Below are 23,851 nucleotides of genomic sequence, written 5' to 3'. Positions count from 1 at the left end.
CCCGCCGGAATCGCCTCGACCGTCTCCCCCACCGTCCACACGGTGGTGTCCGCAGCTGGGCCTTCGGATGCTCAGGTGAAGTAGATGCCGCCCAGGACCACGGCCAGTGCCGCCAGCGCGAACACCGCGATCCACAGCAGCAGTTTGCCCACGCTGGGCGGGGGTTCGTAGCGCTGCGGATCGCTCACTGGCCCGTCACCACCGCGGCCTGGGGGCGGATCGGGAGGCGGTTGACGGGGCGGCCCGTGGCGGCGCGCACGGCGGAGGCGATGGCCGCCGGGGAGGTCACCACCGGTACCGCGCTGGCCGCCTTCGCGCCGAAGGGGGCGACCACGTCCCGTTCCTCGACCAGTCTGACGATCCGGATGTCCGGGGCGTCCAGGGCCGTGGGGAGGGCGTAGCCGGTCAGGTCGGGGTGGCGGACGAGACCGCGCGGGGTGCGCAGGTTCTCGGTGAGCGCGATGCCCACGCCCTGGGTGACGCCCGCCTCGATCCGCGCCACGAGCTGCGCCGGGTTGAGGATCCGGCCGACGTCCTGGGCGACCGCCAGTTCCACGACCCGCACCGAACCGATCTCGATGTCGACGTCGACGACCGCGCGGACCGCGCAGAAGGCCATGCCCACGAACGCGTCGCCCTGGCCCGCGCCGTCCAGCGGCTCGGTGGGGTGCGGGCGGCACTGTGCCGTCGCCCACAGTTCCTTGCCGTGCAGTTCCTCGGCGACCGTCGTCGACAGCACGCCGTCGTACGAGGTGATCTTGCCGTCGGTGATCTGGAGCAGCTCGGTGGACATGCCGAACTTGTGGGCGAGGGGCTGGAGGAGCTGGGTGCGGACCATCCTGGCCGCGCGCTCCACCGCGCCGCCGGACACCCAGGTGTGCCGGCCCCGGCAGCCCGCGCCGGCCGGGGGCTGGTCGGTGTCGACGGGCGCGACGTGCACCTCTTCGACGCCGAGGGTCTCCTGGACGATCTGGCGGGCCAGGGTGGTGAAGCCCTGGCCGGTCTCCACCGCCGCGCACAGGACGGTCGCGACGCCGTCCTGGACCTTCACGGTCGCCGTGGAGACCTCGTCGGCGCCCTCCGCGCCGAGCATGTGCACCATGCCGAGGCCGTAGCCCACGCCCCGGCGCACCGCGCCCGGTTCGCCCGCGCCCTCGGGGCCGCCGGGCAGCAGCCACTCCTCCTCGGGGGTGTCCTTGGGGAGCGGCGGCAGCGGGTACTCCTGGACGGCCTGGAGGAGTTCGGCGACCGGCGCCGGGCAGGTCACGGTCTGGCCGGTCGGCAGGACGTCGCCGGTCGCCATGACGTTGCGCATCCGCAGCTCGGCCGGGTCCAGCCCGAGTTTCTTCGCCAGCTTGTCCATCTGCGCCTCGTAGGCGGCGCAGACCTGCATCGCGCCCTCGCCGCGCACATGGCCCGACGGGGGGTTGTTGGTGCGCACGGCCCAGCCCTCGATGAAGGCGTTCGGGACGACGTACGGGCCGCAGGCGAAGGAGACGGCGGCGGCGAGCGCCTCGGCGGAGGTGTCGGCGTAGGCGCCCGCGTCCAGCAGGATCTGGGCCTCGACCTTGATCAGCCGGCCCTCGGCGTCGGCGTGGTGGCGGTAGCGCAGGAGGGTGGGGTGGCGGTGGACGTGACCGAGGAAGGACTCCTCGCGCGTGGCGGTGAGTTTCACCGGGCAGCCGGTCTTCAGGGCCAGCAGACCGAGCGGGAGCTGGAAGCCCTGGTCCTCGCGGTCGGCCGTGGCGCCGGGCACCCCGGTGACGACGATCTTCACCTGATCGGGTGCCAGGCCGTAGACGGCCGCGGCCGTGTCGCGGTCGGTGTGCGGGTCGGTGGAGGCGAGATAGAGCTCGACGCCGCCGTCGGGGCGGGGCACGGCGAGTCCGGCCTCGGCGCCGATGGGGGCCGGGTCGGCACGGCCGATGCGGTACTGGCCCTCGACGACGATCTCGCCGGCCGCGCTCTGGTCGCCGTGGTGCAGCGGGATGTGCCGGATCAGGTTGCCGTCGGGGTGCAGGGCGTCGGCTTCGAACGCCAGCTCGGGGTCGGTCACCGGGTCGAGCACCTCGTACTCGACGATGACGGCCGCGGCGGCCATCCGCGCAGTGTCCGGGTGGTCGGCGGCGACGGCCGCGATGGGCTCGCCGTGATGGCGTACGACCTCGGAGGCGAACACGGGCCGGTCGGCCTTGCCGCGGCCGTGCACCGGGCTGCCGGGGACGTCCTCGTGGGTGACGACGGCGCGCACACCGGGCATCTCGCGCGCGTGGGAGGTGTCGATCGACACGATCCGCGCGCGCGGGTGCGGGGAGCGCAGCACGGCCGCCCACAGCAGGCCCTCGGCCCACAGGTCGGCCGCGTAGGGGAAGGTGCCCTCCGTCTTCGCGCGCGCGTCGGCGGGCTGCAGGGAGGCGCCGAGACCGTGCGGGATCGGCTCGGGGGCCGGGGCGGCCTCCACGGTGGTCGTCGCGGTGGCGGCTTCGTTGCTCACGCCTGGCCTCCGTCCTGGCCCTGTCCGTACACCGGGTCGTGCGGGTGGGGCTGTGCCGGGTTCTCGAACGCCGACGGGTGGACGCCGCCGGCGCCCGGGCCCGCCTGGTGCGGGATACGCGCCTCGTCGCCGTCCGCGTCCGCCTCGGCCTCGCGTTCGGCGACGACGTCCTTCACGGCCCGCAGGACGCCCTTGTAGCCGGAGCAGCGGCACAGGTTGCCGCACAGGGCCTGGCGGGTCTCCAGCTCGGTGGGGGCGGGGTTGCCCTCCAGCAGGTCGTGCACGGTCATCGCCATGCCGGGTACGCAGAAACCGCACTGCACGGCCCCGCACCGGGCGAGCGCCCGCTGCACGTCGGAGGGCTGTCCGTCGACGGCGAGGCCCTCGACGGTGCGGATCTCGCTGCCGGCGGTGGTGACGGCCGGGACCAGGCAGGAGGCGACGAGGCGTCCGTCGACCTGGACGTTGCAGGCGCCGCACTCGCCCTGGGAGCAGCCGTCCTTGGCGCCCGCGAGGCCGAGGCGCTCGCGCAGGACGTAGAGCAGCGACTCGCCGATCCAGGCGTCGGTGACGGGCCGGTCGGAGCTGTTGACGCGCAGGACGTAGGAGGCGAGGGGGTGTTCGTCCGCCGGGGGCGGGGGGAACTCCTCGGCGGCTTCGTCGGTGTCGTCGGCGGCTTCCCCGTGGACATGGCCGGCCGGGTCGGCGGAACCGGGGGGCCCGGCCTGCCGGTCGGGCGGGGTGTCGTGTCCGGAGGGCGGCTCGGTGGAGGGCTCGGTGGGCCCCTGAGCGGCCCCTGCGGGCTCGTGGGCGTCCCGGCGGCCCCCGGGGGCCCCGTCGGCCTCTTCGGCCTCCGAGGCGTCCTCCAGGGCCTCGGCGCCCTCCAGGCCCCCCACCGCCTCCACGGCCTCCTCGGCGGGGGCTGCCGGGCCGGACGCGTCGGCCGGGTCACCGCCCGGCCAGGGCTCGGCCGCGGGGTGGGCGGGCGCCGCGGTGTCCTCGGGCGCGTGGTCCACTCCGTGCGGGGGCGTGTGGTCGGTGCCGTGCGCGGGGGCGTGGTCCGTGCCGTGCGGCGCGGGCGGGTGGAGCACGTCGTGGACGGGCGTGTGGCTGGTGCCGTACGCGGGCGTGTGGCCGTTGTCGTGCGCCGTCCCGGTGGGCAGGCCGTACGCGGTCCCGTGCCCGGTGTCGTGCGGCGCGCCCCGCTCCTGCGGGTGCCCGAACCCGGGCGTGTCCGGTGCCGGCCGGCCGGTCTCCCGAACGCCGGTGTGCGCGGCCTCGGCATGGCCGGGCTGCTGCGCCTGCTGGGCCCAGTCCTGGCCCGCGCCGTTGGTGGAGCCGGTCGCCCAGGGCGCGGCGGCGCCGCCCGGCAGGGTGGCCGGCGGGGTGCCGCCCCACTGCTCGACCAGGGCCGACGTGGTGAACTCGCCCGACTCGTCGGGCAGATCGCCGCCTGCCACCGGGATCGACCACTGGCCGGTCACGTCGTGGCCCGGGCCCTGCGCGGACGGTCCCCCCGGGTCGGCCGGGCCGGCCGAGGTGTCGGTGAAGCTCCACTGGCCGGTCGAGCCCGGAGTGTACGTGAACCGGTCGCCGCCGGAGGTCTCCGGCGGCAGCTGCGGCGCGGGCCACTCGGTGCCGCCGGCCGGGGCCGCCCAGGTGCCGTCCGTCGCGGGGGGCGCGGCCGCTATCTGCGGCGGCACGTACCCGTGCCCGGGCGCGGCGAGCGGGCTGTCGGCGGCCAGGAGCGCGTCGATGCCGCCCTCGGGGAGCTTGACGAACGCGGTGGCCCCGTCGTCGTAGTCGCCCTGGGGCAGCGGATCCCAGCGGCCGCCGCTCCGGGGCTGCGCGCCCTCTCCGTGCTGGTCGTCGGTCACGACAGCGCCCTCCCCAGTGCTCGTCGGGCCAGCGCGGCGACGGTGCGCCGCAGGTGCAGTACGGCGGGCGGCAGCTCCGGTACGGAACCGTCCACGCCCGGGGTCGGGTCCGGGATGCAGGCGGCGGCGACGTACTCGCCGAACGCGGTCAGCGCCTCCGGGACGATCGTGCGGTTGTTGTCCCAGTCGATGAGCCGGGCGACCCACTGCTCGGCGTCGAGGGGCCGCAGCGGCATCGGCGCTATGGCGCCCACCGCGCAGCGCACACCGCGCCGGGCGGGGTCGAGGACCACCGCGACGGAGGCGACGGCGCGGCCGGGGCCGGTGCGGCCGGTCGCCTTCAGGAAGACCTGCGGGGCGTGCAGCAGCGGCACGCGCACGTACGCGATCAGTTCGCCGCCGCGCAGCATGTCCACACCGGCCAGCAGGTGCGACACCGGGATCTCCCGGCGGGCTCCGCCCTGGCCGGCGATGATCAGTGTCGCCTCCAGCGCGGCCAGCACGGGCAGCGCGTCGCCGGTGGGGGCCGCGCTGGCGATGTTGCCGCCGAGGGTGCCCGCGTTGCGGATCTGCGGCGGGCCCGCGGCGCGCGCGGCGGCGGCGAGCGCCGGGATCAGGGCGGCGAAGTCGGGTCGGCCCATGCGCGCGTGCGTGAGCCCGGCGCCGAGCAGCGCGTGTCCGTCCTGGTACTGCCAGCCGCGGATCTCGCTGATCCGGCCGAGGCCGACGAGCCCGGCGGGCCGGAGCTGCCCCGAGTTGACGGCGGCCATCAGGTCGGTGCCGCCGGCCACGGGCACGGCGGCGGGCATGGCCGCGAGGGCCGCCACCGCCTCGTCCAGCGTCGTCGGCAGCGTGACGGCCTGCGCCGCCTGCGGTGCGTGCGTGCTCAAAACCGGCTGCCCCTTCCCGCTGCCCCACGTGGTCCCGCCTGTGCGCCGTACGGTACGTGCTGACAGGGCGGACGTGGCAACTCTGGCACATGTTCGCCACACCCGAAGACGGGGGTCCGCTAGGAGGCATTCGCCCACCTCGCCCGGGAGATGGTCCGTTTTCGTACGGCATCACCGGTACGCGTGAATTGCCACTCTTCGGTGACAGTGCCGGGGTTTTTCCCTGACGCCGCGCACCGCACGGCGGCTACCGGCGCGGGGGCGGGCCGTCGATCGGGCGGCCGAGGACGCCGGGGCGCCGCTGCCACGGCCGGGGCCCCCCGGGCGGGCGGTAGCCGACCCCGAGGGCGTCGAGCCGGCCGTAGTGGGCCTCCATCCGCCGCTCGAAGTCCGCGAAGTCCCGTTCCCCGGGGGCGGGCAGGGCGCTCCAGGCGACCTCGGCGAACGCGGCGAGCCGGGGGAACGCCTGGTAGTCCACGCGCGCGTGGTCCTCCATCACCTCCGTCCACACGTTGGCCTGGGTGCCGAGGACGTGCGCCCGCTCCTCGGGGGTGAACTCCTCGGGAACGGGCTCGAAGCGGTAGACGTCCTCCAGGGTGCGGACGTACCCGATGGGCACCGGCTCGTCCGGGCCGCCGTCCTGCCGGTGGTCGAGGTAGACCTGCTGCTCGGGGCACATGACGACGTCGTGGCCCGCGCGCGCGGCGGCGGTGCCGCCCGCGTAGCCGCGCCAGGACGACACGGCGGCGCCGGGCGCGAGTCCGCCCTCCAGGATCTCGTCCCAGCCGATCAGCCGGCGGCCGCGCGCGGCGAGCCAGGTGTCGAAGTGCCGGACGAACCAGGACTGCAGCGCGTCCTCGTCGGCGAGCCCGAGTTCCTTCATCCGGGCCTGCGCGGCGGGCGACCGACGCCACTGGTCCTTGGGGCATTCGTCGCCGCCGATGTGGACGAACGCCGAGAACCCGGAGACCGGGGCGGCGTCCGCGGGGAACAGCTCCAGGACTTCCTCGAACACCCCTTCGTAGAAGCGCAGGGTGTCGTCCGTGGGGGCGAGGACGTTCGGGTTGACGCCCCAGGTGTCCCAGACGGAGAGGCGGGCGGTGTCGACGACGTCGGTGTTGCCGAGTTCCGGATAGGCGGCGATCGCGGCCTGGGAGTGGCCCGGTACGTCGATTTCGGGGACGACGGCGATATGCCGTTCGGCGGCGTACGCCACGATCTCCCGGATGTCGTCCTGGGTGTAGTAGCCACCGTGCGGCTTCTCGTCCCACAGGGGTGAGGCGCGATGGCCGAATTTCGTGCGGGCCCGCCAGGAGCCGACCTCGGTCAGCCGGGGATACCTCTTGATCTCGATCCGCCAGCCCTGGTCGTCCGTCAGATGGAAGTGGAAGACGTTCAGTTTGTGCGCGGCCATCAGGTCCAGGTAGCGCAGGACGCCTTCCTTGGGCAGGAAGTGCCGGGAGACGTCGAGCAGGAGGCCGCGCCAGCGGAACCGGGGGGCGTCCTCGATGATCTGGTGCGGGATTCCGTAGCGGATGCCGGGGCGCACGGGAGCGCGGCGGAAGGCGTGCCGGCCGAGGAGCTGACGCAGGGTCTGGGCGCCCCAGAAGACGCCGGCCGGGTCCCCGCCGCGGATCTCGACGCCCCCCTGCGCGACGACGCTCAGCCGGTACGCCTCCGGTTCCAGCGTGTCGTCCACGAGCAGCCGGACGGAGTCGCGGGCGTCCTCGGGGCCCGGCGGCAGGCTCAGACCGAGGGCGGCACCCAGGGTGGAGCGCAGCCAGCGCTCGGTGGTCCCGGTGCCGGGCCCGGCCCACAGCGTGGTGTTCTCGTCGCACACGACACCGCAGCGCATGGGGCCCTCCACGGCGCGCGGCGCGGGAATGAGATCCGTCGGAGAAGTCACGTCAGTCCTTTACCTGCGAAGTGCCGCTGACGGCGGTCGAGTCGGCGGAGAGGAAGCCGTTGCGGGGCGAAAGGAATCCACCCGTGGAAAGCGCGTGCGGCAGCCCCGTCGAGGCCGCGGACATGATCGACAAGGGGGTTCGGAAGCGAAACCGGAATCGGGTCGCGGGGGTCGCGGCGAGAAACGCGATCGACCGGCCGGCGAGGAAGTGATCGAGGAAGTGACGGCCGAATTCCTGCCACCGTCGGCGCTTCATGGGGCATGCCTCCACCAGGGGGTGCGTTGCAACATGCGCAATGGTGATTTCGCTGTACGCAACGCGTGGAGGGCCCAGGCTAGGGACTCCAGGAACACGACGGCAAGAGGTCTCCACCACTCCATGACACGCCGAAGGCCCCCGAGGAGCGCCGAAACGCGCCCGAGGGCCTCAGGGATGCAGAACGACCGGGAGGCTACTTGCCGCCGCCCTTGCCGCCCTTGTCGTCGCCGCCGATGCCCATCGACTCGAAGATCTCCTTGCACATCGGGCACACGGGGTACTTCTTCGGGTCGCGGCCGGGCACCCACACCTTGCCGCACAGCGCCACGACGGGCGTGCCGTCGAGGGCGCTCGCCATGATCTTGTCCTTCTGGACATAGTGCGCGAAGCGCTCGTGGTCACCGTCGCCGTGCGACACCTGCGGTGTCGGCTCGACGAGGGTCCCCGTACCAGTACCGCGCTCGGGCTCAAGTGTGCTCATGCCGCCAAGGGTACTGAAGGTCACAGCGATCAGTTGAGCGAAGGGTCGTCCGGGTACGTCGCCACCATCGCGAGTTCGCTGCGCTGGCGGCGCAGGACCTCGCGCCAGAGTCTTTCCGGGGACGGGGAGGAGACGTCGCCGGGTTCGGACTCGACGACGTACCAGGCGCCCTCGACCAGTTCGTCCTCCAGCTGGCCGGGACCCCAGCCGGCGTAACCGGCGAAGATCCGCAGGGAGCCGAGGGCCGAGGCGAGGAGTTCCGGCGGGGCCTCCAGGTCGACGAGGCCGATCGCGCCGTGCACCCGGCGCCAGCCGAGCGGACCGCGGTCGCCCGAGGAGTCGCCGGGGATCACGGCGACGCCCAGCGCGGAGTCGAGGGACACCGGGCCGCCCTGGAAGACCACGCCCGGTTCCCCGGTGAGGTCGGCCCAGCCCTCCAGGATGTCGCCCACGCCGACGGGGGTCGGACGGTTGAGGACGACACCGAGGGAGCCCTCCTCGTCGTGGTCGAGAAGGAGCACCACCGCACGGTCGAAGTTCGGGTCCGCCAGGGCGGGCGTGGCCACGAGCAGCCGCCCTGTGAGCGAGGACACCTCGGTCATGCCAGACATGATCCCGCATCTTCCCGTGAAGTGGGGAGCCAATGCGGACACCTGGGCGAGGGGCAGGTCGGGCGCACGGATGCGGTCCGGGCGCACGAACACGAAGGGGCCTTCATGGTGACCGCACGTACCCGCCGCGGAACGGTTCGTGTTGTGACACAGCTATGACCTTCCTGGGTCCTCCTCGGGCTTACTAGAGGGGCCCCGGTGGCGATTACCCTGTCTGCTCTGGCCCTTGCCCCGATCCATCGGCCCCTGCCCCAGTCCACCACCCATGGAACGCGAGATACATGACCGTCAACGGCTCTGACGACGTACTGGTTGTCCACGGCGGAACCCCGCTCGAGGGCGAGATCCGTGTCCGCGGTGCGAAGAACCTCGTACCGAAGGCCATGGTCGCCGCCCTGCTGGGCAGTGAGCCGAGTCGCCTGCGCAACGTTCCGGACATCCGTGACGTGCGGGTCGTACGCGGTCTGCTGCAACTGCACGGGGTGACGGTCCGTCCGGGTGAGGAGCCGGGCGAGCTGGTGCTCGACCCGACCTACGTGGAGAGCGCGAACGTCGCCGACATCGATGCCCACGCGGGCTCGAGCCGTATCCCGATCCTCCTGTGCGGTCCGCTCCTGCACCGTCTCGGCCACGCCTTCATCCCCGGTCTCGGCGGGTGCGACATCGGCGGCCGGCCCATCGACTTCCACTTCGAGGTGCTGCGGCAGTTCGGCGCGACGATCGAGAAGCGGGCGGACGGGCAGTACCTGGAGGCGCCGCGGCGGCTGCGCGGCACGAAGATCCGGCTGCCGTACCCGTCGGTCGGCGCGACCGAGCAGGTGCTGCTGACGGCCGTCCTCGCGGAGGGCGTCACCGAGCTGTCCAACGCGGCGGTCGAGCCGGAGATCGAGGACCTGATCTGCGTCCTGCAGAAGATGGGCTCGATCATCGCGATCGACACCGACCGCACGATCCGCATCACCGGTGTGGACAAGCTCGGCGGCTACACCCACCGCGCGCTGTCGGACCGTCTGGAGGCCGCGTCCTGGGCCTCGGCGGCGCTGGCGACCGAGGGCAACATCTACGTCCGGGGCGCCCAGCAGCGCTCGATGATGACGTTCCTGAACACCTACCGGAAGGTGGGCGGTGCCTTCGAGATCGACGACGAGGGCATCCGCTTCTGGCACCCCGGCGGCCAGCTGAAGTCCATCGCGCTGGAGACGGACGTGCACCCGGGCTTCCAGACCGACTGGCAGCAGCCCCTGGTGGTCGCGCTGACCCAGGCCACGGGTCTGTCGATCGTCCACGAGACGGTGTACGAGTCCCGGCTGGGCTTCACCTCGGCGCTGAACCAGATGGGCGCCCACATCCAGCTCTACCGCGAGTGCCTGGGCGGCTCGGACTGCCGCTTCGGCCAGCGCAACTTCCTGCACTCGGCGGTCGTCTCCGGCCCCACCAAGCTCCAGGGCGCCGATCTGGTCATCCCCGACCTGCGCGGCGGCTTCTCCTACCTGATCGCCGCCCTCGCGGCCCAGGGCACCTCCCGCGTCCACGGCATCGACCTGATCAACCGCGGCTACGAGAACTTCATGGACAAGCTCATGGAGCTCGGCGCGAAGGTCGAGCTGCCGGGCAAGGCGCTCGGCTGACCCGTTCGGTTTCCGGTACGACGATGGGGCGGCCCCTGGAGGGGGGCCGCCCCGTTTGTCGTTGTCCGCGCTCACGCCGGACGACGCGCCCCCGAAGGGGCGCGGGGAACTGCGCGACCAGCCGCGGCCGGCCCGCAGTCACCTACGGCGCTCTCAGCGGAGCGTCACTTGCCCTTGGCCGCTTCCTTGAGCTTCGAGCCCGCGGAGACCTTCACGCTGTAGCCGGCCGGGATCTGGATCGGGTCGCCGGTCTGCGGGTTGCGCGCGGTGCGAGCGGCACGGTGGGTGCGCTCGAAGGTCAGGAAGCCGGGGATGGTGACCTTCTCGTCGCCCTTGGAGACGATGTCGCCGACGACCTCGGCGAACGCGGCCAGCACGGCGTCGGCGTCCTTGCGGGTCACCTCGGCGCGGTCGGCCAGCGCGGCCACCAGCTCACTGCGGTTCATGTTCTTACTCCCGTGTTCTTCTTGCCGTTGCGGCGTGCCACGCGGCGGAGCCGCATAGCGGGCACAGCGAAGTGCGATGTGCTCGCGCCCAGGGACGCATCCTGCCCCTACCTGCGGCGGGAAAGCCAATCCGGCACCCGCAGGAGTCGGGAGAACACCCTTGGGAGTCACCCGAAGCGCGCCTGTGGCTCTGGCCACGATAGACACAGCCCCCCGACAGGGGTCCCGCGACGCGCCGGAGGCGGGGACCGTGGTGATCCTCACAGTCCCCGCCCCCGCAGGATTACGAGGCCGACGCGCCGGCCGCCTTCGCGGCGTCCCGGACGGCGCCCGCGACCGCGCCCGCGACCTTGTCGTTGAAGACGCTCGGGATGATGTAGTTCGCGTTCAGCTCGTCGTCGCTGACGACGTCCGCGAGGGCCTTCGCGGCCGCGAGCATCATCTCGGTGTTGACGGTGCGGGACTGGGCGTCCAGCAGACCGCGGAAGACACCCGGGAAGACCAGCACGTTGTTGATCTGGTTCGGGAAGTCGGAGCGGCCGGTGGCCACCACGGCGGCCGTCTGGCGGGCGACCGCCGGGTCGACCTCGGGGTCGGGGTTCGCGAGCGCGAACACGATCGCCCCTTCGGCCATGGCGGCCACGTCGTCGCCGTCGAGGACGTTCGGGGCGGAGACGCCGATGAAGACGTCGGCGCCGCGCACGGCCTCCTTGAGGGTGCCGGTGAGGCCCTCGGGGTTGGTGTTGTCGGCGATCCAGCGCAGCGCCGAGTCGGGGGCGGCGTCGACCAGGTCCTCGCGGCCCGCGTGCACCACGCCGTGGATGTCGGCGACGACCGCGTTCTTCACCCCGGCCGCGAGCAGCAGCTTGAGGATGGCGGTGCCGGCGGCGCCGGCGCCGGACATCACGACGCGGATGGACTCGATGCTCTTGGCCGCCACACGCAGGGCGTTCGTCAGCGCGGCGAGCACGACGATCGCGGTGCCGTGCTGGTCGTCGTGGAAGACGGGGATGTCGAGGGCCTCGCGCAGCCGGGCCTCGATCTCGAAGCAGCGGGGGGCGGAGATGTCCTCGAGGTTGATGCCGGCGAAGCCCGGGGCGATGGCCTTGACGATCTCGACGATCGCGTCGGTGTCCTGGGTGTCCAGGCAGAGCGGCCAGGCGTCGATGCCGGCGAACCGCTTGAACAGGGCCGCCTTGCCCTCCATGACGGGCAGCGCGGCCTTGGGGCCGATGTTGCCGAGGCCCAGCACCGCGGAGCCGTCGGTCACGACCGCAACGGAGTTGCGCTTGATGGTCAGGCGGCGGGCGTCCTCGGGGTTCTCGGCGATCGCCATGCAGACCCGGGCCACACCCGGGGTGTAGATCATCGAGAGGTCGTCACGGTTGCGGATGGGGTGCTTGGACGCCATCTCGATCTTGCCGCCGAGGTGCATGAGGAACGTACGGTCGGAGACCTTGCCGAGCGTGACGCCCTCGATGTGGCGCAGCTGCTCGACGATCTCGTCGGCGTGCGCGGTCGAGGTGGCCGCGATGGTGACGTCGATGCGGAGCTTCTCGTGCCCGGAGGCGGTGACGTCGAGGCCGGTCACCGAGCCTCCGTGGGACTCGACGGCTCCGGTGAGCTGGGAGACCGCGGTTCCGCTCGCGGGCACCTCCAGCCGGACCGTCATCGAGTAGGAGACGCTGGGCGCCGTTGCCATGGCCGACTTCCTCTGCACTGCTGGGTGGGTCGCTGGATTGCCGTCCGATCGTCGCACCTACTGACGAGTACGGGAAAGTCGCCTCAAATTACGGTCGTTTTGTTCGTGCGGGGCGTCACGCGAAGAGGCCCACATCACATCGGATGTGGGCCTCCCCGTCCGTTCATGACACCGACCCGCCATGCTCGCCTCGCGGCAAGTGGTCGCTCGTAGCGACGAAGGTTGGGCCCGGGGGCTTGGATCGAGCCGGTGTCACACCCAGGCTAACAAACGGATCCCCGAACACCATTCCCGTGCGGGGCGGTTCACAGGAAACGTTCGTCCGGACGCGGGCGGGGTCAGTCCCTGAGCAGGTCGGGCACCCCCCGTACGTCCGGTTCGTCCCGCTCCCCCGACACCACCGTGAGCTGCTGGGTGGCCCGGGTCAGGGCGACGTACAGCACCCGCAGGCCGGCCGGGGACTCGTCGGCGATCTCGGCGGGCGAGACGACGACCGTGGCGTCGTACTCCAGGCCCTTGGCCTCCAGGCTGCCGAGGGCGACGACCCGGTCGCCGAGCCCGGCGAGCCAGCGGCGGGCCTCCTCGCGGCGCTGCATGGCGACGACGACGCCGACGGTGCCGTCGACCTGGCCGAGGAGGCGTTCGGCCTCGGCGCGGACGGTGGCGGCGAGGGTGTCCCGCACGGCGGTGAAGCGGGGGACGATCCCGGTGGAGCGGACCGCCCTGGGGGACTCGGCGCCGGGCATGGCGAGGGCGAGGACCTTGGCGGCCAGCTCGGCGATCTCCGCCGGGTTGCGGTAGTTGACGGTGAGCTGGAAGCGGCGCCGCGGCCGGGTGCCGAGGGCCTCGTCGCGGGCCTCGGCGGCCTCGTCGGGGTCGGACCAGGAGGACTGGGCGGGGTCGCCGACGACCGTCCAGGTGGCGTGCCGGCCGCGGCGGCCGACCATGCGCCACTGCATCGGGGTGAGGTCCTGGGCCTCGTCGACGATGACGTGGGCGTACTCGACGCGTTCGGCGGCGAGCCGCTCGGCGCGCTCGCGCTGGGACTCCTCACGCACCGGCATCAGCTCCTCCAGGCCGGTGAGCTGGTCCAGCGGGTCGTACTCGCGCTTCTTGCGGGGGCGGGCCGGGGCGCCGAGGATCGCCTGGAGCTCGTCGAGCATCGCGATGTCGTGCACCGTGAGACCGTCCCGGCGCAGCGAGCGGGCGACCCGGCGGACCTCGCCGGGGTTGAGGATCCGGCGGGCCCAGCGGCCGAGCCGGCGCTCGTCGGCCATCGCCGCGAGGACGGCCGCGGGGGTCAGCTCGGGCCACCAGGCGTCGAGGAACGCGAGGAACGCGTCCTCGGTGGTGACGTCCTCGTCGAAGGAGGAGCGCAGTTCGGCGGCCAGTTCGGGGTCGGTGTGCCGGCCGGCCGCGCCGGAGCGCTCCCACAGGGCGTCCAGGAGGAGCTTGCGGGCGCGGGGGCGCAGCAGGTTGACGGGGGCGGTGCCGCCGAGGGCGCTCTGCCGGATCCGCTCCAGGTCGGCGCCCTCCAGCTCCAGCCGGCGCCCGAAGACGACTACGCGGAGCCGGGTGGGGGTGCCGGCCGCGGTGCCGGTGGGGGCGTCGCCGAAGGCGAGCTGTCCGTCGCGGTCGTCCTCGGTGCCGCCGTGCGTCCGGGTTCCGCCCGATCCCAGCTCCAGGGCCCCGCGGGCCGCCTTGCGCAGCACCCGGAGCATGCGGGAGGAGCCCTTGGCGCGAGCCACGGAGGGGGCGTCGTACAGGGTGGCCTCGGCGCCGTCGACGAGGGAGCCGATGGCGCGGATCGCGACCTGGCCCTCCTCGCCGAGGGAGGGCAGGACGCCCTCGGTGTAGGCCACCAGCAGCGGGGTGGGCGAGACGATGAGGATGCCGCCGGCGTATCTGCGGCGGTCCTGGTAGAGGAGGTAGGCGGCGCGGTGCAGGGCGACGGCGGTCTTGCCGGTGCCGGGGCCGCCCTCGACGTAGGTCACGGAGGCGGCGGGGGCGCGGATGACCAGGTCCTGCTCGGCCTGGATGGAGGCGACGATGTCGCGCATGGTGTGGCCGCGGGCCTGGCCGAGCGCGGCCATCAGGGCGCCGTCGCCGATGACGGGCAGTGCGCCGCCGTCGAGGAAGGCCGTCAGCTCGGGGCGCATCAGGTCGTCCTCGACACCGAGGACCCGGCGTCCCTTGGAGCGGATGACCCGGCGGCGCACGACCCGGCCGGGGTCGACCGGGGTGGAGCGGTAGAAGGGGGCCGCGGCGGGGGCCCGCCAGTCGATGACCAGGGGCGCGTACTCGGAGTCCAGGACTCCGATGCGGCCGATGTGGAGGGTCTCGGCGATGTCGGCGGTGTTGTCCTGCCGCACGGCGCCCTCGGCGGGTTCCACGGCCGTGTAGGCGCCGTCGGGGCCCTTCTTGCCGTCCTTGCCGAGGAGGAGGTCGATCCGGCCGAAGAGGAAGTCCTCGAACTCGTTGTTGAGCCGGTTGAGGTGGACGCCGGCCCGGAAGACCTGGGCGTCGCGTTCGGCGAGGGCGCCGGGTGTTCCCACCTGGCCGCGCTTCGCCGCGTCGTTCATGAGGAACTCCGCCTCGTGGATCTTCTCCTCGAGGCGCCGGTACACCCGGTCGAGGTGTTCCTGTTCGACGCCGATCTCGCGCTTCCGGACCGTGTCCGATGCGGCGCCGACCGCGGTTTCCTGCTGAGCCTGTGCGGCCACCGGGCCCCCTTCTGACGTGCTGGGCAGCCGTCAACCGTACGCGAAGGGAACCCGGTAAAGCTACGAAGGCTACGCGTCGACCTGGACGAGCTTCTCGCCGTCGAAGGTCATGACCTCGAAGTGGTCGATCTCGTTCGGCTTGAAGGCCGCGCCGCCGACGACGTAGAGCGGGTTCTTGGCCTGCTCGGTCTTGGCGCCCGGGAGGCCGTAGCCCCACTCCGGGACGGACCAGGAGGAGACGGTCTCGCGCTTGCCGTCCTTGCCGACGGCGATGAGCGAGCACTTCTCGGGGCCCGAGACGTTCTTCAGTTCGACGCCGACCTCGGTGCCCCAGGCCTTCTCGCCCATGGCGACGGTGGCCGTCACCTTGGAGGAGGAGTCGGTCGCGGAGACCTTGTCGGAGAGCGTCTCGAAGGTCGACTTGGCGGGGTTGGCGGTGCTGCTGGCCACCGGTGCCTTGCCGCCGTCGTTGCCGCCGGTCGCGGCCATGACGCCGACCGGGCCGCCGATGATCAGCGCCGCGGCGGCCGCCACGAGGTAGAAGGAGCGGCGGCGCTTCTGGGCGCGCCGTTCGGACACCTCGTCGACCAGCTTCTCCACGAGGCGCGGGCTGGGCCGGGCGGACAGGGAGTCGCCGATGGCCGGGGTGCCGGAGCCGGGCAGGTCCGCGAGCGCGGCGAGCATCGGTTCCATCCCGGCGAGCTCGTCGAGCTGCTGGGCGCACCACTCGCACCCGGCGAGGTGTGTTTCGAAGGCGGTCGCCTCGGCGTCGTCGAGGATGCCCAGGGCGTAGGCGCCCACGGTCTCGTGTTCGCTCGGGCTCGGAGATCCCACTGATCCCTGCATGGGGCCAGACATACCCGTACCACCTGATCCGAATCCCCCGTACATGCTCATCACGCCGTCACCCCCCGCTCCTCCAGAGCCAGCTTCATCGACCGCAGGGCGTAGAACACCCGGGAGCGGACGGTGCCGCTGGGTATGCCCAGCGTCTCGGCCGCCTCATTGACGGTACGCCCCTTGAAGTACGTCTCGACGAGCACCTCCCGGTGGGCCGGGGTCAGGTCGTCGAGCGCGTCGGACAGCGTCATCAGCCACAGCGCCTTGTCGATCTCGTCCTCCGCGGGGATGACCTCCAGCGGCGACGGGTCGACCTCCTGCGGCCGGGCCTGCCGGCTGCGGTGGCCGTCGATGACGATGCGGCGAGCGACCGTCACCAGCCAGGGGCGTACCGATCCGGTCGCTCGATTGAGCTGGCCGGCGTTCTTCCAGGCACGGATGAGTGTTTCCTGCACCACGTCCTCGGCACGCTGGCGGTCTCCGGCAACCAGGCGAAGGACATACGCAAGCAGGGGTCCGGCGTGCTCCCGATACAGAGCACGCATCAGCTCCTCGTCGGGTTCCGAGGGCTGGGACATGCGATGTCGGGCCCTCGATCCATGTTCATTGGCCACGGCCGCATCCTTGCGCACGCCCACCTCCGGTGTCCGGGGGATCCCCCAGTCGGTCGCTCGGTGACAGGTACGGAAGGGGTGTTCGCGGTGTTCAAACCGGGGCGACAGTTTTCTTCGGGGTGTCATGACGAGGGGGACATGGCGGCACATTCCCACCGCTTCTTCTTCACATTTTCGCCACACGGGCGGAATCAGGCGGGCTGCCCTTACCCAGGCGTGGGCAAACATGATGTTGTCGAAATCACTTCGACAATTTTCCGGCCAGGGTGACACGAGACGCTGTGCAATTGCTGTCAGCTCATCAGAGAAGGCGTATACCGGGCAGTTGGTCACGTGCCAAGGCGGCGCGCCGACGATGCCGTGCGACGCGCTCCCGGTTGCCGCAGACCTCGCTCGAACACCAACGCCTGCGCCGGCCACGGGAGGTGTCGAGGTAGACGATCGGGCAGCTGTCCCCCGCGCACTGCCGCAGCGCCGCCCGGGCCACGGGATCCGTGAGCAGTTCGACGGCGTCCCGCGCCACGGCGGCCAGCAGCGCGGCACACTCCGGCGGTCCGTCCAACTCCCGTACGAGGGTGCCGTCCTCGTCGCGTACGGCGCGGGGGGCGGGCGGCGCGACCCGCGCGGCGTCGTTGAGACGCCCGAGGTCGACCTCGTAGGGGCCGGGGTGCGTGCGCGCCAGCCAGTCCCGCACCAACCGGTCGACACCGGAGCGCAGTTCACGGAAGGCCGGCGGCCAGGAAGGGTCGGCGTGGGCGAGCGGGGTGCCCGGCGGGACGAGTCCGGCGCCGCGGATCCACGCGCACAACGGGCCGACTCCGTCGAGCTGTTCCCGGGGATGGCTGGTCGCGAGGAGGTCGAGGCAACTGCGTCCGGCGTCGAACCGCAGCTCGTAGGGGTCCGTGGCCGTGCCCAGTGTCATGCGCCACCGCCTGCACCGACAGAAGAACGGGAACGAGAGAGAGGAACGGGAAAGCGTTCCCCTCACAGTGCCCTGCGCCCCGCCCCGGCCGGAACCCCCCGTACCACCGGTCCGGCCGGTTCAGTCGTGGCTCACACGTCCGCGTACTTCGCGTCGGCGGCGGGGTCCAGGGCCAGCCGGTAGCCGCGCTTGACCACCGTCTGGATCAGCTTGGGGGTGCCGAGGGCCGTGCGCAGCCGGGCCATCGCCGTCTCCACGGCGTGCTCGTCCCGGCCGGCGCCGGGCAGCGCGCGCAGCAGGTCGGCGCGCGGAACGACCCAGCCGGGCCGCCGTGACAGCGCCCTCAGCAGGGACATCCCGGCCGGCGGCACGGGCCGCAGACAGCCGTCGACCAGGACCGCGTGCCCGCGGATCTCCATCCGGTGCCCGGCGACCGGCAACGCCCGGGCGCGGGCCGGAAGTTCCTGGCAGAGCAGCTGCACCAGCGGGCCGAGCCGGAAGCGTTCCGGCTGCACGGTGTCCAGGCCGCGCGCCTGGAGCGGCAGCGCGGTGACCGGTCCGACGCAGGCCGGCAGCACGTCGTGATGGAGCGCGGCGAGCAGTTCGGACAGCAGACCGCGCTCCTCGGCGCGGGAGAACAGGGACACGGCGGCCGGCGCGCTGGTGAAGGTGATCGCGTCCAGGCCGCGCGAGACGGCCGCGTCCAGGAGCCGGTCGAGCGGCGCGATGTCCTCGGGCGGCATCCACCGGTACACCGGTACGCCCACCACCTCGGCGCCCCCGGCCCGCAGCGCCTCCACGAACCCGGGCAGCGGCTCCCCGTGGAGCTGGACGGCGACCCGGCGGCCCTCGACGCCCTCCTCCAGGAGCCGGTCGAGCACCTCGGCCATGGACTCCGACGACGGCGACCAGTCCTCGGTGAGCCCGGCGGCGCGGATCGCGCCCTTCACCTTGGGGCCGCGGGCGAGGAGTTCGACCTGGCCGAGTCGGCCGAGCAGCGGCTCACCGAGCCCCCAGCCCTCGGCGGCCTCGACCCAGCCCCGGAAACCGATCGCGGTGGTCGCCACGACCACGTCGGGGGCCTGGTCGATGAGGTCCTTGGTGGCGGCGAGGAGTTCACCGTCGTCGGCGAGCGGCACGATCCGCAGGGCTGGCGCGTGCAGCACCGACGCCCCGCGCCGCTGGAGCAGCGCGCCGAGCTCCTCGGCCCGGCGCGCGGCCGTCACGCCCACGGTGAAACCCGCCAGGGGGCCGTGTTCCACGGATCCCGGGGTCGCGGCGTCCGGTCGCTGCTGTTCCACGTACATCACTCTCGTCCCGCACTCGAGTCGCCCTGCACCTACATGCCGACGAGCCTGTCAACGGTGCGTGACAGGCTCGGTTCGGCTTCATGTCGCCGGTGTTACGTCACACCTCGGCATAGCTGAGCTGCGGCTTCGCCTCCGAGGAGGAGCTTGCGGCAGTGATCCTCCCCGCCGGGCGGCGAAGGTATACGGCCCACGTGACCACGAAGCAGGCCGCGTAGAAGGCGAGGAAGGCGACGAACGCGCCGGTGCCGGAGCCGTAGGAGAGGAAGGACTGGCGGAAGGCCAGGTTGATGCCGACACCGCCGAGCGCGCCGACCGCGCCGATGAGCCCCATGGAGGCCCCGGAGAGCCGGCGGCCGTACGCGGCGGCCTCCTCGCCCTCCAGCCCCTTGGCGACGGCCTTCGCCTGGAAGATGCCGGGGATCATCTTGTACGTCGACCCGTTGCCGAGGCCGCTGAGCACGAACAGCACCACGAAGACGGAGACGAACAGCGGCAGCGACTTCTGCATGCTGGCGAAGACCAGGACGGCGGTCGCGGCGGCCATGCCGACGTAGTTGTAGAGGGTGATGCGGGCGCCGCCGTACTTGTCGGCGAGCCAGCCGCCCAGCGGACGGATCAGGGAGCCGAGCAGCGGGCCGATGAAGGTGAGGTAGGCCGCCTGGAGGGGCGTACGGCCGAACTGGTTGGTGAGGACCTGGCCGAAGGCGAAGCTGTAGCCGATGAACGAGCCGAACGTGCCGACGTACAGGAAGGACATGATCCAGGTGTGGGCGTCCTTGGCGGAGTCGATCGCGGCGCCGGTGTCGTTCTTCACGGAGGCCAGGTTGTCCATGTACAGCGCGGCGAGGGTCGCGGCGATCAGGATCAGCGGGATGTAGATCCCGAGGAGCACGCGCGGGCCGCCGCTCGCGCCGATCACGGCGAGGCCGACGAGCTGGAGGACCGGCACGCCGATGTTGCCGCCGCCCGCGTTCAGACCGAGCGCCCAGCCCTTCTTCCGCAGCGGGAAGAAGGCGTTGATGTTGGTCATGGAGGAGGCGAAGTTACCGCCGCCGATGCCCGCGAGCAGGCCGACCAGCAGGAAGGTGGAGAAGGAGGTCCCCGGCTCCATCACCGAGAACGCGGCGACGGTGGGGATCAGCAGCAGCGCGGCGGAGATGATCGTCCAGTTCCGGCCGCCGAAGATCGCGACGGCGAAGGTGTACGGCACCCGGACGACCGCGCCGACCAGCGTCACCATCGACGTCAGCAGGAACTTGTCGGCCGGGGTGAGGCCGTACTCCGGGCCCATGAAGAGCACCAGCACGGACCACATCGTCCAGATCGAGAAGCCGATGTGCTCGGAGAGGACCGAGAAGACGAGGTTCCGGCGGGCGGTCTTCTCACCCTTGTCGTTCCAGAAGGTCTCGTTCTCCGGGTCCCACTCCTCGATCCAGCGGCTCCCCTTCTTCGTGGGGGACACGGTGGGGGACGGGGGTGCGGTGTCTGTGCTCGGGGCTGTCATGACGCCTCCACGTGCTCCGGACTCGGGCGGTTCGGGGGGATGAGCGGTGATGAGTCCCGAAGGTAGGGAGGGCGCGTTTCCGGTCCGGTGGCTGTCGGTGACCGGAAGGGAACGTTGCTCTCACCTCCGGCGACGGGCGGGTGAGAGGTTGTGGGCACAGGTGCGCGCACCGTCGGGCCACAGCCGGGGCCTGCGCCGGGCCGCGAGGTCCTCGGCCCAGCCGAAGCAGACCACGCACAGCGCGGTGAGCAGCCAGACGGCCGGGAGCTGCGGCCAGGGGCTCACCAGCAGCCAGGACGCGTGCTGCTCCAGGCCGGGGACGCCCCACAGCCGGTCCCACAGCCCCTCGACGACGTCGATGCACACGTTGTGCCACAGATAGATGGTGACAGCGCGCGAGTTGAGGAGCGTGACCAGCCGGTCCCAGCGGCGCAGCGGGCGGGGCCAGTCGGTCCAGGACGGGCTGAGGTGCAGGAGCAGCAGGACCGTGGCGAAGGACCACAGGGACTGGGCGAAGGGCATGTCGTCCAGGTCGTGGCCCGCCTCGAAGCCGTGCCCGAGCGCGTACCAGAGGCCGATTCCGGCCACCCCGGGCGCGAGCGACGGCACGACATAGCGGGGCAGGCGGCGCAGTACGCCCTCCTGGTGGGCCATGCCGAGCAGCCAGCACGCGCCGAAGGCGCCGACGTCGCTGAGGTTGGACTCCAGCCGCCAGCTCGTCACCGACACGACATGGAACTCCAGGGCGGCGGACAGGGCGAGCGGCGCGAGGACCGTCGGCCAGGGCGCGGCCCGCAGGGCGCGCAGCAGCAGCGGGGAGAGCAGGACGAACCAGAGGTAGGCGCGGAGGTACCACAGGGGTACGGCGAGGTCGACGGCCCAGCCGTCGGCGATCAGCGTGTGGATCCCGGGGAGGTCCGCGCCGTACGGCGGGTCGCTGAGCGGGAGGATCCAGAAGGTGAGGTGGACCCACCACCAGCCGGGATGCCCCTCGTCGTCCGGTCCCCACCCGGCGAGCAGCATCCCGCTCACCCCGACCGCGCCGAGCAGCCACAGCGGGGGCAGCAGCCGGCGCATCCGGCCCCGGACGACCTCCAGGGCGGGCCGGCCGCCGAGGGAGCGGGCCATGAGGGTGCCGGCGAGGGCGAACATCACGCCCATGGAGGGGAAGACGACGGGCAGCCAGGCCCAGCCCATCAGGTGGTAGAGGACGACCCGGAAGAGGGCGACGGCGCGGAGCAGATCGAAGTAGCGGTCGCGCCCGCCGCCCTTGGGCGCGGGGGCCGGGGCGGCGATGTCGGCGGGCTGTGTGGCGGTCATGCCGCGCTCCCCTCCCTCACGGCGGTCCCGGCGGGCGGCGCCGCCACCTGGCCCTTCCTCCGGAGTTTCTGCCAGCGGAGCCGGCCGCCGGTGAGGGCGGTGATCCAGGACTGGAGCAGGACGACGTACATGAGCTGGCGGTAGAGGATCTGCTGGAGCGGCAGGGAGATCAGCGGGGTGAGCTTCTCGCGGTCGAGGACGAACGCGTACGCCGCGCAGCCCGCCTGGACGGCGAGGACCCCGAACCAGGCGGCGACGGTCCGGGCCGTCGGGCCGAAGAGCAGCCCGTAGACGAGGAACAGGTCGATGAGGGGGGCGAGGAGCGGGGCGACGACCATGAAGAGGGAGACGAGCGGCAGCCCGACGCGTCCGAAGCGGCCGGAGGGCCCCTTCTCGACGACGGCGCGCCGGTGCTTCCAGATCGCCTGCATGGTGCCGTAGCACCAGCGGTAGCGCTGCGACCACAGCTGCTGCACCGATTCCGGGGCCTCGGTCCAGGCCCGGGCCTTCTCGGCGTAGACGACCTTCCAGCCGTCGCGGTGCAGGGCCATGGTGATGTCGGTGTCCTCGGCGAGGGTGTCGTCGCTCATGCCGCCGACCCGGTTGAGGGCGGAGCGGCGGAAGGCGCCCACGGCTCCCGGGATGGTGGGCATGCAGCGCAGGACGTCGTACATGCGGCGGTCGAGGTTGAAGCCCATCACGTACTCGATGTGCTGCCAGGCGCCGATGAGGGTGTCCTTGTTGCCGACCTTGGCGTTGCCGGCGACGGCACCGACGGCCGGGTCGGCGAACGGCTGCACGAGTTCACGGACGGTGGCCGGCTCGAAGACGGTGTCGCCGTCCATCATCACGATCAGGTCGTGGCGGGCGTTGGCGACCCCGCGGTTGAGGGCGGCGGGCTTGCCCGCGTTGAGCTGCCGCACGACCCGCACGCCGGGCAGGGCGAGGTCCTCGACGATCCGGGCGGTGCCGTCGGTGGAGCCGTCGTCGATGACGACGACCTCGATCGGGTGCTCGCTCGCCCTCAGTGAACGGACGGTGTTCTCGATGCACTTGGCCTCGTTGTACGCGGGCACGAGCACCGACACCGGTTCCGTGACGGGCGCGTCCGGGCCCCAGGTGAAGCCCCGGCGGCGGGTGCGGCGGGTGTGGACCGCGGACAGCAGCAGCATCAGGCCGAAGCGGGCGAGGACGAGGAGGCCGATGGCGGCGAGACCGACGACGAGGACGCCGGTGAGGTCGTCGGCCGCTGTCACCAGGAACACCCAGGCCCTGCCCTTCCACAGGTCCGCGCCGGTGACGGGGGTGTGCGCGCTGGGTGCGTCCAGGGCCTCGGTGAGGTTCTGGAAGGCGTACCCCTTCTTCCGGAGGTCGGGGAGGTAGGTGTCCAGGGCCCGCACCGTCTGGTGGCGGTCGCCGCCGGAGTCGTGCATCAGGACGATCGCGCCCCGGCCGCCCTTCGGGGTGGCGTTGCGGATGATCTGCCGGACGCCGGGCCTGCGCCAGTCCTCACTGTCGGCGGTGGTGAGGACGGTGAGGTAGCCGCGGCTGCCGATGTAGCGGGTGACCGGCCAGGACGCGTTGTCGAGGGCGTCGGCGGAGGAGGAGTACGGCGGCCGGAACAGCGAGGTGCGGATTCCGGCCGCGCCCTCCAGGGCGAGCTGGTTCTGGGTGAGCTCCCAGTCGATGCGCTTCTTCGACTGGTAGGAGAGGTCGGGGTGGTTGAAGGTGTGCAGCCCGATCTCGTGACCCTCGTCCACCATCCGCTTCACCAGGTCGGGGTAGCGGGAGGCCATGGTGCCGGTGATGAAGAAGACGGCGTGCGCGCGGTGCTTCTTCAGGACGTCGAGGACCTTCGGCGTCCACTTCGGGTCGGGGCCGTCGTCGAAGGTGAGGACGATCCGGTGGTCCGGCACGTCCAGGCTCGCGGTCCGGCCGCCCCGGGTGTCCACGACCGGCCCGCCGTCGAGGATCTGCCGCGGCACCCGGTCGGCGGGGGCCTCGGAGCGGATCCGGTGGTCGGCGAGGATCTCGCTGTGCACATAGCCGCGCAGCATGAGCATGGCCATCGTCGCCAGCAGGAGGGCGAGCGGAAGCAGTCGGCGCAGCCGCAGCGGCGGCAACAGCCGCCGGGGGGGCCGGTGGTGGGTGCGTGCAGGCATGAGTGGTCGTACTCCGGGGACGGGAAGGGACGACGGGAGACAGAGAACAGAGACGGGAGAGGGGAGGGAAAGAGGGCGGACCGGGGGAACCGGGCGCGGGAAACCAACGGGTCGGCGCGCGGCCGGTCACACTCCTGGGCGCCGGGGGCGGACGCCTCGGCC

At 72.4% G+C, this 23,851-nt stretch carries 18 protein-coding genes; 1 reads left to right on the top strand and 17 read right to left on the bottom strand.

Translation table 11 applies throughout. The annotated features are described in order from the left end of the window. Positions 1–184: 184 nt before the first annotated feature. From ABZ490_RS08440 to ABZ490_RS08410, 7 genes are all read right to left on the bottom strand, one after another. The gene (locus ABZ490_RS08440) at positions 185–2,494 is read right to left on the bottom strand and encodes a molybdopterin cofactor-binding domain-containing protein (protein WP_358986223.1); all 2,310 of its coding nucleotides are present in this window, start codon (positions 2,492–2,494) and stop codon (positions 185–187) included. Continuing rightward, positions 2,491–4,371, bottom strand: coding sequence for a 2Fe-2S iron-sulfur cluster-binding protein (locus ABZ490_RS08435; RefSeq protein WP_358986220.1), 1,881 nt, complete (start codon positions 4,369–4,371; stop codon positions 2,491–2,493). Before ABZ490_RS08435 ends, ABZ490_RS08440 begins: the two co-directional genes overlap by 4 nt. Further along, entirely contained in the window at positions 4,368–5,261 is an 894-nt protein-coding gene (locus tag ABZ490_RS08430) for an FAD binding domain-containing protein (RefSeq protein WP_358986217.1), read from the bottom strand. The genes ABZ490_RS08435 and ABZ490_RS08430 overlap by 4 nt, the downstream gene beginning before the upstream one ends. Before the next feature lie 247 nt (positions 5,262–5,508). Next, entirely contained in the window at positions 5,509–7,167 is a 1,659-nt protein-coding gene (locus tag ABZ490_RS08425; RefSeq protein WP_358986214.1) for a beta-N-acetylhexosaminidase, read from the bottom strand. 1 nt (position 7,168) lies between these two features. Further along, positions 7,169–7,423 carry a hypothetical protein gene (locus ABZ490_RS08420; protein ID WP_358986211.1) on the bottom strand — a complete coding sequence of 85 codons (255 nt, stop codon included), beginning with the start codon at positions 7,421–7,423 and terminating at the stop codon, positions 7,169–7,171. A gap of 196 nt (positions 7,424–7,619) precedes the next feature. Continuing rightward, a complete protein-coding gene (locus ABZ490_RS08415) occupies positions 7,620–7,907 on the bottom strand; it encodes a DUF3039 domain-containing protein (protein ID WP_358986208.1) in 288 nt (95 codons plus the stop codon). A 29-nt stretch (positions 7,908–7,936) separates the two neighbouring features. Next, positions 7,937–8,509, bottom strand: coding sequence for a YqgE/AlgH family protein (locus ABZ490_RS08410; RefSeq protein WP_358986206.1), 573 nt, complete (start codon positions 8,507–8,509; stop codon positions 7,937–7,939). A gap of 290 nt (positions 8,510–8,799) precedes the next feature. Between ABZ490_RS08410 and murA the strand changes: the two genes are divergently transcribed. Then, on the top strand, positions 8,800–10,146 hold the full coding sequence (gene murA, locus ABZ490_RS08405) for a UDP-N-acetylglucosamine 1-carboxyvinyltransferase (RefSeq protein WP_358986203.1): 1,347 nt from the start codon (positions 8,800–8,802) through the stop codon (positions 10,144–10,146). 164 nt (positions 10,147–10,310) lie between these two features. Here murA and ABZ490_RS08400 read toward each other — a convergent pair whose 3' ends face one another. The 10 genes from ABZ490_RS08400 to ABZ490_RS08355 all read right to left on the bottom strand — a co-directional run bounded on the left by ABZ490_RS08400 (position 10,311) and on the right by ABZ490_RS08355 (position 23,689). Then, the gene (locus ABZ490_RS08400) at positions 10,311–10,592 is read right to left on the bottom strand and encodes an HU family DNA-binding protein (protein ID WP_004000874.1); all 282 of its coding nucleotides are present in this window, start codon (positions 10,590–10,592) and stop codon (positions 10,311–10,313) included. A 283-nt stretch (positions 10,593–10,875) separates the two neighbouring features. Then, the gene (locus ABZ490_RS08395; RefSeq protein ID WP_358986198.1) at positions 10,876–12,294 is read right to left on the bottom strand and encodes an NAD-dependent malic enzyme; all 1,419 of its coding nucleotides are present in this window, start codon (positions 12,292–12,294) and stop codon (positions 10,876–10,878) included. A gap of 338 nt (positions 12,295–12,632) precedes the next feature. Next, positions 12,633–15,017, bottom strand: a complete 2,385-nt coding sequence (locus tag ABZ490_RS08390) for a UvrD-helicase domain-containing protein (RefSeq protein ID WP_358986195.1) — start codon at positions 15,015–15,017, stop codon at positions 12,633–12,635. A 69-nt stretch (positions 15,018–15,086) separates the two neighbouring features. Beyond that, positions 15,087–15,863, bottom strand: a complete 777-nt coding sequence (locus ABZ490_RS08385; protein WP_358986193.1) for a zf-HC2 domain-containing protein — start codon at positions 15,861–15,863, stop codon at positions 15,087–15,089. A 50-nt stretch (positions 15,864–15,913) separates the two neighbouring features. Next, a complete protein-coding gene (locus tag ABZ490_RS08380) occupies positions 15,914–16,435 on the bottom strand; it encodes a sigma-70 family RNA polymerase sigma factor (protein ID WP_010039908.1) in 522 nt (173 codons plus the stop codon). 337 nt (positions 16,436–16,772) lie between these two features. Beyond that, complete coding sequence (locus tag ABZ490_RS08375) at positions 16,773–17,393, bottom strand: ABATE domain-containing protein (RefSeq protein WP_358986190.1); 621 nt, start codon at positions 17,391–17,393, stop codon at positions 16,773–16,775. Between the two features lie 131 nt (positions 17,394–17,524). Further along, positions 17,525–18,700, bottom strand: a complete 1,176-nt coding sequence (locus ABZ490_RS08370; protein ID WP_358986186.1) for a uroporphyrinogen-III synthase — start codon at positions 18,698–18,700, stop codon at positions 17,525–17,527. A 100-nt stretch (positions 18,701–18,800) separates the two neighbouring features. Further along, complete coding sequence (locus ABZ490_RS08365) at positions 18,801–20,207, bottom strand: nitrate/nitrite transporter (protein WP_358986182.1); 1,407 nt, start codon at positions 20,205–20,207, stop codon at positions 18,801–18,803. Between the two features lie 120 nt (positions 20,208–20,327). Next, positions 20,328–21,527, bottom strand: coding sequence for an acyltransferase family protein (locus ABZ490_RS08360; protein WP_358986179.1), 1,200 nt, complete (start codon positions 21,525–21,527; stop codon positions 20,328–20,330). Then, positions 21,524–23,689 (bottom strand): glycosyltransferase, encoded by a 2,166-nt coding sequence (locus tag ABZ490_RS08355; protein WP_358986176.1) that lies wholly within the window; start codon positions 23,687–23,689, stop codon positions 21,524–21,526. Before ABZ490_RS08355 ends, ABZ490_RS08360 begins: the two co-directional genes overlap by 4 nt. Between the last annotated feature and the right edge of the window lie 162 nt (positions 23,690–23,851).

Source organism: Streptomyces sp. NPDC005811, assembly GCF_040630405.1.
Classification (GTDB): domain Bacteria; phylum Actinomycetota; class Actinomycetes; order Streptomycetales; family Streptomycetaceae; genus Streptomyces.
This window is presented reverse-complemented; position numbering and strand designations above follow the sequence as displayed.